We start from the raw sequence: 10,161 nt of genomic DNA, 5'->3' as shown, positions 1-10,161 counted from the left end.
TTTGTTATCCGGTTTGAAGCCGTATGACCACTCCCTTTTGTGGGCAACTGTCAGGTGAATACCATCTCCATACACATTATGTAGTAAAACAAACAAAAACCGCAGCCCTAGAGCTGCGGTTTTTTTATGGGCTCAACCTGTTGGCATCAGGCACCAACAGCGCCACCGGCCTTAGGCACGGCGCCAGCTGGTCTTGCCGGCGCTGTCTTCCAACACGATGCCCATCTCGGTGAGACGGTTGCGGGCGGCATCCGCCGCAGCCCAGTTCTTGTCGGCGCGGGCCTGGTTGCGATCACTGATCAGGCGCTCGATTTCGGCGACCTCTTCATCCGCTTCGTCCCCCTTGAGGAAAGCCTCGGGGTCTTGCTGCAGGATGCCGAGCACGGCGCCGAGTTCGCGCAGACGGGCGCCCAGCGCGGCAGCAACGGCCATGTCTTCACCCTTCTGGCGGTTGATCTCGCGCACCAGGTCGAACAGGGCGGAGTAGGCTTCCGGGGTGTTGAAGTCATCGTCCATGGCTTCCTTGAAGCGAGCCACCTGCTCGTCACCACCGGCAGCGGCGGCTTCAGGCAAATCGCGCAGGGCGGTGTACATGCGCTCCAGCGCAGCGCGGGCCTGCTTCAAGTTATCTTCCGAGTAGTTGAGCTGGCTGCGGTAGTGGCCAGACATCAGGAAGTAACGGACGGTTTCGGCATCGTAGTGGGCCAGCACGTCCCGGATGGTGAAGAAGTTGCCAAGGGACTTGGACATTTTCTCTTTATCCACCATCACCATGCCGCTGTGCATCCAGGTGTTGACGTAGTCGCCACCGTGGGCGCAGCAGGACTGGGCGATCTCGTTCTCGTGGTGCGGGAACTGCAGATCGGAGCCGCCGCCGTGGATGTCGAAGTGGTTGCCAAGGTGCTTGGAGTTCATGGCGGAGCACTCGATGTGCCAGCCAGGACGACCCGGGCCCCAGGGGCTGTCCCAGGTCGGCTCGCCGGGCTTGGACATCTTCCACAGCACGAAGTCGAGCGGGTTGCGCTTGGCATCCACCACGTCGACGCGGGCACCGGCCTGCAGCTGCTCCAGATCCTGGCCGGAGAGCTTGCCGTAGTCGGCGTAGGAGTCGACGATGAACATCACATCGCCGTTGTCCGCCACGTAGGCGTGCTCTTTATCCAGCAGGGATTGTACCAGCTCGATGATCTCGCCGATGTGCTGGGTGGCGCGCGGCTCGACGTCCGGGCGCACCATGCCGAGGGCATCGAAGTCGGCGTGCATGTCGCCGATCAGGCGTTCGGTCAGATCGTCACAGGTGACGCCGGTTTCGGCGGCGCGCTTGATGATCTTGTCGTCCACGTCGGTGACGTTGCGCACGTAGTTGAGCTGATAGCCGCTGTAGCGCAGGTAACGGGCCACGACGTCGAAGGCGACGAAGGTGCGACCGTGGCCGATATGACAGTGATCGTAGATAGTGACGCCACACACATACATGCCCACCTTGCCCGGGTGGATAGGTTTGAATTCTTCTTTTTGACGAGTGAGTGTGTTGTATATCTTCAGCATCTTATGACCACTGCCTGTGAGTAAAATGGCCTGCCATTCTACCCGCATCGCGCGTAGAAAACGAGGCAGAAAACGTGCCGGATCAGGCGCACCATCTATGCCGCAGGGCCCTGATGGGCTAGAATTGCCACCACTTTATGCCATACACCTGCGGGCACCTCGTCGCCCGCATCAAATGAAAGGACATATCATGGTCACTCTGCACACCAATCACGGCGACATCACCCTCACCCTGAACGCTGAAAAAGCCCCGGAAACCGTGGCCAACTTCCTGCAATACTGCCGTGACGGTCACTACGACAACACCATCTTCCACCGCGTCATCGACGGCTTCATGATCCAGGGCGGCGGCTATGCCCCGGGCTTCGAAGAGAAAGACACCCGCGCCCCCATCAAGAACGAAGCGGCCAACGGCCTCTCCAACAAGGTCGGCACCATCGCCATGGCCCGCACCATGGAGCCGCACTCTGCCAGCGCCCAGTTCTTCATCAACGTGAACAACAACGACTTCCTCGACTTCAAATCCGCCACCACCCAGGGCTTCGGCTACTGCGTGTTCGGTGAAGTGACCGCCGGCATGGACGTGGTCAACAAGATCAAGGGCGTCAAGACCGGCAACTATGGCCGCATCCACCAGGACGTGCCGACCGAAGACGTCGTGATCACCAAGGTGACCCTTGCCGAGTGATCTCTGCCTTCTGCGAGATGAACTGACTGCGGCCCCGGCCGCAGTTTTTCCATCTGCGAAGGCCGGCCCCATCGACTGGCGCCGTCTCGACTACCTGGCCCACGGCAACCCGCGCCAACGCTCGGCTCATGCCCTGCTCACGGCCGGGGTGTGGGATGCGCTGGCAGCGCAGTGCCGCGACCTGGCGTTGGTGAGCACGGTCGCCATCGGGCTCGACCGCCCCGGCAGCGATCTCGACATCGTCTGCCAGCATCCGGAGCCGGCCACGTTTGCCGCAGCGCTGACCACCCAAGGCTGGCAGGTTGCGCAAAAGGGCGCTGCCATCTGGCTGGCCGAGCAGAGCGTCACCGGCGCCGATGGCCACCCTTGGCCCCTTGAGCTCTACCTCACCCCGGATCCCCTCGAGCACCTCAACGGCTGGCGCCACCTCAGCCTGATGGCCGCCCTGCTTGAGCAGTTTGGCGCTGCTTTTTATCACCAAGTGCTGCGCCTGCGCCTCGAGGAAGGGCTCAAAGGGGAGGCGGCCATGTGCCACTTGCTGGGCCTTGCCGGCGACCCGTATGCCGCGCTGCTCACCCTGGAGGGCGGCGAGCTTGCCCCACTGGCGTGGCAGCCGAAGGCGACGGGCTCCCTTTCTACCTCCACTTCCAGCCACCTCAACAGGGCCCAGCGCACTTTCTCATGAGCACCCTCTTTATCAGCGACATTCACCTGTGTGCCCAGCGGCCCGACATGACCGCCGCCCTGGTGCGCTTTCTGGCGCACGACGCCCCCGGCGCCGATGCCCTCTACGTGTTGGGCGATCTGTTTGAATTCTGGATTGGCGACGACGATCCCAACCCCCTCCACGGCGAGGTGGCCGACGCCTTTGCGGCCCTGAACCAGCAGGGGGTGCCCCTCTACTTCATTCACGGCAACCGCGACTTCTTGCTGGGCCAGGCCTTTGCCAAGCGCGCCGGCATGACCCTGCTGGGGGATCCCTGCGTCATCGAGCTCTACGGCGAGCGGGTGGTGCTGAGCCACGGCGATCTGCTCTGCACCCTGGATGAGGGCTACCAGAAGTTTCGCCGCATCACCCAGCTCAAATGGCTGCGCTGGCTGTTCCTGCGGCTGCCGCTCGCGCGCCGCCAGGCCATCGCCCACAAAATGCGCGGCCAGAGTCAGATGGAAAATGCCCACAAGAGCCAGACCATCATGGACGTGACCCCAACGGCGGTGGACGAGATGCTGCGCCAGCATGACTGCCGGATGATGATCCACGGCCACACCCACAGACCCGCCATCCACGACTTCCAACTCGACGGCACGCCAGCCCGGCGCATCGTGCTGGGGGACTGGTTCGAGCAGGGCTCGGTGCTGATCTGCCGCCCCGGCGAGCAGCGCCTCGAGCAGCGCGCGCTGATCTGATCCAGCCAGCTGGCGGCAATAAAAAAGGCGGGAAGATCCCGCCTTTTGTTTGCCTGCGATCTACCTCTATAACGGCTACATCACCGTCATCTGTCCCGCGTAGAGGATGAAGTAGCGCAGCAGCAATATCCCCACCAGGCTCAGGCTGCAGATAAGCGCCAGCCGGGCCGGTTGATGGGCCTTGGCCGGACTGCCCACCAGCCCCAGCAGCTGGGGCAGCAGGATCCCCAGCCCGATGACCCCGAACCAGAACACCTGGGACCAGAAGCCGCCACCGATGGCCGCCCACATGGCCGCTTCCCGCTGGCCGCCACCAAAATAGAGCCCGGTGAAGAAGCAGAGCAGCAGGAACAGCTCGATGGCGACGATGGGCCGCTCGAAGCGATGCACAAAGCTCACCCCGCGGCTGTGGCCATCCTCCCGAAACAGGGTGACCGCCAGCAAGATGGTGGAGGCCACCCCCGAGCTGATGCCGGAGACCAGAAACAGCGCCGGCAGGATCGGGTTGTTGAGCATGGGGTAGGTCTTGAGGGCTGAGAGCAGAAAGCCGGTGTAGGCCCCGAGCAGCACGGCCAGCAGCAACAACAGTGGCGCCAGCAGCCGCTCGAGGCGGGCGAGCCAGCCGATGAGGCCGTCTACAAAGGCGAGCTTGTCCACCAGCAGCCGTCGGCGCAGGGCCTCGATCTTGGCTCTGAACACCACCGCCAGCCAGGCGAACAGCACCGCCATGTAGACCTGAAACAGCATGACCCCCATCGACATCACGGAGTCGAACTGGTAGTGGAACATCAGCTTCCAGAAGGTCCAGGGGCGGGCCAGGTGGAAAATGAGGATGAGTAACCCCAGGATCACCGAGACCGGCGCCAGAATGGCGGTCGCCTTGATGATACCGCTCTCGCTGCCGGCTCCCTGTCGGCGCAGCAGCACCGAGAGGGTGGCCGAGCCTGCCGAGATACCGAGCAGGAACAGGTAGATGGCGATGGGGCCATCCCACACCAGGGAGTCGAAGTGAAACGCATCATGCCACATGGTGCTTCCCTCCCGTCAGCCGGTCTGCGTCATACGGATGAGATGGGATCATGACTTCACCTCCCCTTTCGGCACCCGGTACATCTTGGGCGAGGTACCGAGGAACTGCTTGTAGCGATAGGTGGTCTCCTGCACCAGCCGTTTGGCGATGGGGCTGTTGGGATCGTCCAGATTGCCGAACACCAGCGCCTTGGTCGGGCAGGCTTCCACACAGGCGGGTTGCTTGCCCGCCGCCAGATTGGTCTTGCGGCAGAAGTCGCACTTGTCGGCAACCCGGGTGACCGGGTTGATGAAGCGCACCTGATAGGGGCAGGCGGCCAGGCAATAGCGACAGCCGACGCAGAGGTCGGGGTTGATGTCGACGATGCCATCCTCTGCCCGGATGTGGGAGGCGCCGGTCGGGCAGACGTGCACGCAGGGGGCGTTGTCGCAGTGCTGGCAGGATTTGCGAAAGAAGTGGTACTCCTGCGCCGGATACTCCCCCACCGGGCCGCTGCGCAGGATCTGCAGGCGGGCCACTCCTTGTGGCACCTGGTTCACCTCGCGGCAGGCGTCCATGCAGGCGGTGCAGCCGATGCAGGCCGTCTCGTCGTGGATCATGCCGTAGCGCACGCCCTTGATGGTCATGCTGTTGGCCAGGGCACGCGGGGCCCCCGTCAGCAGGATCAGGGCGCCGGCGCTCATGCCCACCATGAAGTCGCGGCGGGTCGTGCTCATGAACCCTCCTTGACGGCGCCGCCGAGGCTGGCCTCATGCTGCTTGCGGTGACAGTCGACGCACAGCTTGATGCGCGACTTCTCGGGGATCCCCACCATGGGCTCCTTGGCCGGGTGCAGCTGGTGACAGCTGGTGCAACTGATCCGGGTGGCGTGCACGTCGTGGGCCCAGAGGGCCTTGCGCAAATCGTCCGGCTCATGGCAACTCATGCAGACGCCGTTCTGCTGGCTCAGCGGGAAGGCGTCGTCGCCAAAGCGCATCACATCGACGATGCCGCCTCGCTGTTTACGGTGATCGGCCGACGCATTGCCGTGGCAGTTGGTACAGGTAACAGCCTCCCCCGTGTTGGGGTTGGTGACCTGGCCATGCTTGCCGTGCATCCCCTCAGCCCCATCGTGGCACTTCTCGCACTTGGCAAAACGGGCCGCGGCCTTTTTGGCGGCCGCCTTCTTCTTCTCCGCCTTGGCCTGCTTTTCGGCCAGGGTGGGTTGCTCTGCCTGCTCGGTCTGGGCTGCGGGGGTGGCATCGCTTGCCGTCGTGGCGGCCAGGGCAAGCTGGCTCATCCCCAGGTTCAGGGAGGCGAGCAGCAGCCACTTGATGATTTTTTTCATAGGAAACTCCGAAACGGTGGCACCCGCCGGGTGCCGCCTGCCCGCCTGGCAACAAAAAGGAGCTGGTGGCAGCTCCTTTGACGGTCATGAACACGAGACCACACCCCGCCAGAAGCGGGGTGGCTGCGTCAACGGGAGGGGCAGCGACGTTACTGCTGGCTTGCGTAGTACTCGGCCAGCGCCTTGAGGTCGGCATCGCTCATGGCGATGATGGCCTTGTTCATCTTCTCGTCGTTGCTGCGCTTGCCGGCCTTGAACTCCTGCAGGGAGGTCAGCAGGTAGCCCTTGGGCTGGCCGGCGAGGATGGAGGCCTCGTCTTCGGCCACCGAGCCCCCTTCGGAGTGGCACTTCTTGCAGCCGGAGTCGTCGTGCAGTTTCTGCCCTGCCTTGGCCAGCGCCGCATCGAACGGCTGCTTCATCGGCTGGTAGGGCAGCTCGGCATAATGTGCCGCCAACTCGTCGATCTGCTCGTCGCTAAGGCCCTTAACAATGTCGGTCATGTTCCCCTTCTTGCTGGTATCACCGGTGACATGATTAACGGTCTTGGCTGGCCGGCCGTCGAGATAGGTGCGCAACTGCTCGGCAAGATTTGATTCTGCCAATCCTGCGATAGTTGGAATATCGTTCTGGGTGCTGATCCCCTGATTTCCATGACATGAGTTACATGTATCCACCAATGAGTCCAGGCTGGCATGTGCAGTGCCAATAGAGCCCAAAAGCAGCGACAGTCCCACTATTTCCAGCTTCATACTGCGTTTCATTTCTCATCCCTCTTCCAGAAAAGGTCTATAAACCCCAGTTAAAAAAGACATTTTTATAATCCAGGTTGATTTTCGATCCGTTTTTGAGACTTAGATCAACGCTCTCTAATATATAAACCTTACAATTAAGATGGAAATGATTTATACCGTATTCAGTCCTCTTTTGACCCTTAAGTAGTATCTTTTTGGGAATTTTTTGAGCTGGCTCATATATGGAACAATAAGTCCGATAAAAAAGGATAAAAGAATGAAATACTGGAAAGTATTGGTGGCTGCAGCAATGGTGTTCACCCTCTCCTCCTGCGGGGGCGGCGGTGATGGCAACGACAAGACGGACCCACCGCCCCCTCCGCCAGGAACCCCGGATTCGCTGGTGATCTCGGCCTCCACTCCGCAACTTGGCGAGAGCGGTCAGCTCTCGGTGCAGTTCAAGGTCACCGACAAGCAAGGCAAGGGCTATGACCTGGGTAGCACCCTCCCCTCCTTCACCCTGGCCAAGGTGATCCCTGGCCGTGACGCCACGCGGGAAGACCCCGTGATCTGGAAGAGCTTCATCTACAGCACCCGCAACAACCGCCCCACCGGCGAGAACAGCGGCAAGCTCGAAGCCCTCGGCAATGGCCAGTACCGCTACACCTTCTCCTTCAATGCCACCACGGTGCGCGACCCTTATCCGAGCGATTCGCAGGACAACAACGGTTTGATCCGCTGGGATGAGGCAGCGACTCACCGCCTCGGCATCTACTTTGGCGGCAGCAACGACATTCCGGTCACCGACTATGTGCTGGACTGGGTACCGGCCGGCACGCCGCCGCTGCTGACCCGCGACATCCTGGAGCAGCAGAGCTGCGACAGCTGCCACATGAAGCAGCCTATTCACCACAGCAACCGGGCCGATCCCAAGCTCTGCGTTACCTGCCACAACGAGAGCGTGCCCGGCAGCGGACGGGGCGATCTGACCACCCTGGTGCACAAGCTGCACGGCAACCTGGATGCCACCGCCACCAAGCTGGTGAGCCACTTCCCGCAGGATCCGCGCAACTGCGACACCTGCCACAAGGGCGTCACCCCGACCACCCCGGATGCCAACAACTGGCAGCACGCCCAGGAGAAACCCTGCGGCGCCTGCCACGCGGACTCCACCACGGCGACCGGCTACGTCAGCCACATCAACGGCAAGATCAGCAACGGCACCCTCTGTACCCAGTGCCACGCCGAGACGCCCGACAACACCAAGTCCCCCAGCAGCGTGCACATGGGCTACCTCGCCAACGAGGCCACCGGTCGCGACAAGCTGGTGTTCAAGTTTGACGACGTGCGCTACGCCGCGCCCAACATCGAGGTCGAGCTGACCGTGACCGCCAACGGCACGCCGGTCGAGACCATGGACGGGGTGCTCAAGTACATCAAGTACGGCGATCTGGCCAAGGCCCCCTACGTGCTGGTCAACTGGGATCAGGGCAGCGGCTTCGAGCTGGGCTACACCAACCCGCAGACCTTCGTCGCCGGCAACAAGATTGACTTCACCCAGTGCGAAAGCCAGGGCGGCGGCAGCTTCCTGTGCCGCAAAGAGGTGGGTAACGAGGTGAGCGGCACCCTGGCGGCCACGGTCGCCGAGCTGCAGGTGTGCGTGGCCCGCAAGGCGGATCGCAACGGTGCCTTCGCCGCCGGGGATCTGCTCCCCTGCAGCAGCACCGCCAGCGCCCTCTCCTACGTGCCTATCAATCCGGTCAAGGCCTACTTCCGGGCCGAAGGCGGGGTGGACGGCAACTATGTGCTCAAGGCAGGGGCGGATCTGGCCTCCTGCAACGGCTGTCACAAGGATCTGGCAGTCCACACAGGGGGCAACGCGGGCTCGGCCCACGCCTCCAAGGACTTCGCCCAGTGCACCAGCTGTCACAACGCCACCCGCACCTCCTTCTATGCGGGTGTGCCGGGGGATCTGAAGTATCACGTGCACTCCTTCCACGCCTTCGGCTCCCATCGCAGCGGTGATGCCACCTTCCCGGGCAAGCTGAACAACTGCGAGTCCTGCCACACCAAGGGTCAGTACAACCTGCCCAACCAGCAGAACGAACGACCCTCGCTGGTGGCGACCACAGCGGACAACAAGCAGCCCAGGTTCTTCAGTCCGACCCTGGTGGTCTGCGCCAGCTGCCACCTCAAGTCCCCGCTGGGGCTGGTCAAGCCGGACAGCCCGGTCGCGGGAGATGAGTGGGCCACCCACATGAAGAACAACGGCGCCATCTTTGGTGCAGAGACGATAGAGGCCGCCACCGGGGTTGAACAGTGCGCGTCCTGCCATGCCGTCGGGCAGGAGCAGGGCGTCGACAAGGTTCACAAGGTGTATGACTTCCGTTGAGACCACCAGGCCGGGGGGATGCCTCCCCCCGGCCCTTTGCCGTTGAAGGACACGATATGAAAAGAATCACCCCGCAGTGGCTCCTGGCGGGTTTGCTGGCACTCGGTTGCCTGCCGGTCTGGGCCAAGAGCGATGCCCAGCCGGCGGCCGATGCCGATCCGCGCCTGCAGGTCGAGGCCACCCTCGACCAGAAATTCGACCAGGGCAAATACTCCCCCAAGGGGGCCGATACCTGCCTCAAGTGCCACGATGCCGACTCGCGCAAGCCCGCCACCGGCATCTTCCACAATGTGCACGGCAACCTCGGCAACCAGAACGGGCCGATGGCCGACAAGCAGTGTGAAGCCTGCCACGGTCCCGCCGGCAACCACCCGCGCAATCCCCGCAAGGGGCAGCAGCGGGAACCCATGATCACCTTCGGCCCCGACTCGCCGGTGCCGGTGGAGAAGCAGAACAGCGTCTGCCTCTCCTGCCACACCGATACCCAGCGGATGGGCTGGCATGCCAGCGCTCACGCGGTGGAGGATGTCTCCTGCACCAGCTGCCACAGCCTGCACCAGGCCAAGGATCCGGTGATGGACAGCAAGCTGCAGGTGGAGACCTGTACCAGCTGCCACGCCCAGCAAAAAGCCGATCTGCACAAGCGCACCAGCCACCCCATTCTCAATGGCGAGCTGCCCTGCTCCAGCTGTCACAACCCGCACCAGTCGCAGAACGAGGCCAGCCTCAAGCAGCCCAGCCTCAACGAGAGCTGCTACGAGTGCCACGCCGAGAAACGGGGCCCCTTCCTGTGGGAACACGAGCCGGTGACCGAGGATTGCTCCCTCTGCCACAGCCCGCACGGCTCCATCAACCAGGCGCTGCTCAACAAGCGGGTGCCCCAACTGTGCCAGGAGTGCCACAGCGTGCCCCATGCCAACGTCTCCATCCCCGAGGGGGATCTCAAGGTGCGTGGCGGCAGTTGTCTGAACTGTCATAACCAGATCCACGGGACCAACCATCCCAACGGTCAATCACTGCGGCGCTGAGGAGAGAAGT

The 10,161-nt window shown here is 62.6% G+C and carries 10 protein-coding genes; 5 read left to right on the top strand and 5 right to left on the bottom strand.

The window, feature by feature from the left end:
* Window positions 1-171 precede the first annotated feature (171 nt).
* Window positions 172-1,548, bottom strand: a complete 1,377-nt coding sequence (gene cysS, locus G5134_RS13025) for a cysteine--tRNA ligase (RefSeq protein ID WP_017786210.1) — start codon at window positions 1,546-1,548, stop codon at window positions 172-174.
* Window positions 1,549-1,738: 190 nt separating this feature from the next.
* Here cysS and G5134_RS13020 point away from each other — a divergent pair, with 190 nt between their 5' ends.
* From G5134_RS13020 to lpxH, 3 genes are read left to right on the top strand one after another with little or no spacing between them, the layout of a single operon-like run.
* Entirely contained in the window at window positions 1,739-2,236 is a 498-nt protein-coding gene (locus G5134_RS13020; protein WP_005302674.1) for a peptidylprolyl isomerase, read from the top strand.
* Window positions 2,226-2,921, top strand: coding sequence for a DUF4269 domain-containing protein (locus tag G5134_RS13015; protein WP_411594630.1), 696 nt, complete (start codon window positions 2,226-2,228; stop codon window positions 2,919-2,921). Before G5134_RS13020 ends, G5134_RS13015 begins: the two co-directional genes overlap by 11 nt.
* Window positions 2,918-3,643, top strand: coding sequence for a UDP-2,3-diacylglucosamine diphosphatase (gene lpxH, locus G5134_RS13010; RefSeq protein WP_411594629.1), 726 nt, complete (start codon window positions 2,918-2,920; stop codon window positions 3,641-3,643). Before G5134_RS13015 ends, lpxH begins: the two co-directional genes overlap by 4 nt.
* Before the next feature lie 75 nt (window positions 3,644-3,718).
* Here the strand turns inward: lpxH and netD are convergent, their stop codons facing one another.
* From netD to pdsA, 4 genes are all read right to left on the bottom strand, one after another.
* On the bottom strand, window positions 3,719-4,672 hold the full coding sequence (gene netD, locus G5134_RS13005) for an Nrf-like electron transfer protein NetD (protein ID WP_421232052.1): 954 nt from the start codon (window positions 4,670-4,672) through the stop codon (window positions 3,719-3,721).
* A 48-nt stretch (window positions 4,673-4,720) separates the two neighbouring features.
* Window positions 4,721-5,389 (bottom strand): Nrf-like electron transfer protein NetC, encoded by a 669-nt coding sequence (gene netC, locus G5134_RS13000; protein WP_411594628.1) that lies wholly within the window; start codon window positions 5,387-5,389, stop codon window positions 4,721-4,723.
* Window positions 5,386-6,000, bottom strand: a complete 615-nt coding sequence (gene netB, locus G5134_RS12995; protein WP_421232051.1) for an Nrf-like electron transfer protein NetB — start codon at window positions 5,998-6,000, stop codon at window positions 5,386-5,388. Before netB ends, netC begins: the two co-directional genes overlap by 4 nt.
* Window positions 6,001-6,149: 149 nt before the next feature.
* Window positions 6,150-6,761, bottom strand: a complete 612-nt coding sequence (gene pdsA / locus G5134_RS12990) for a periplasmic diheme shuttle PdsA (RefSeq protein WP_017778667.1) — start codon at window positions 6,759-6,761, stop codon at window positions 6,150-6,152.
* A gap of 247 nt (window positions 6,762-7,008) precedes the next feature.
* Here pdsA and G5134_RS12985 point away from each other — a divergent pair, with 247 nt between their 5' ends.
* Entirely contained in the window at window positions 7,009-9,123 is a 2,115-nt protein-coding gene (locus G5134_RS12985) for an OmcA/MtrC family decaheme c-type cytochrome (RefSeq protein WP_411586313.1), read from the top strand.
* 56 nt (window positions 9,124-9,179) lie between these two features.
* Complete coding sequence (locus G5134_RS12980) at window positions 9,180-10,151, top strand: DmsE family decaheme c-type cytochrome (protein WP_011706573.1); 972 nt, start codon at window positions 9,180-9,182, stop codon at window positions 10,149-10,151.
* Window positions 10,152-10,161: the final 10 nt, after the last annotated feature.

This window comes from Aeromonas sp. 600276, assembly GCF_049175815.1.
GTDB lineage: Bacteria > Pseudomonadota > Gammaproteobacteria > Enterobacterales > Aeromonadaceae > Aeromonas > Aeromonas dhakensis.
This window is presented reverse-complemented; position numbering and strand designations above follow the sequence as displayed.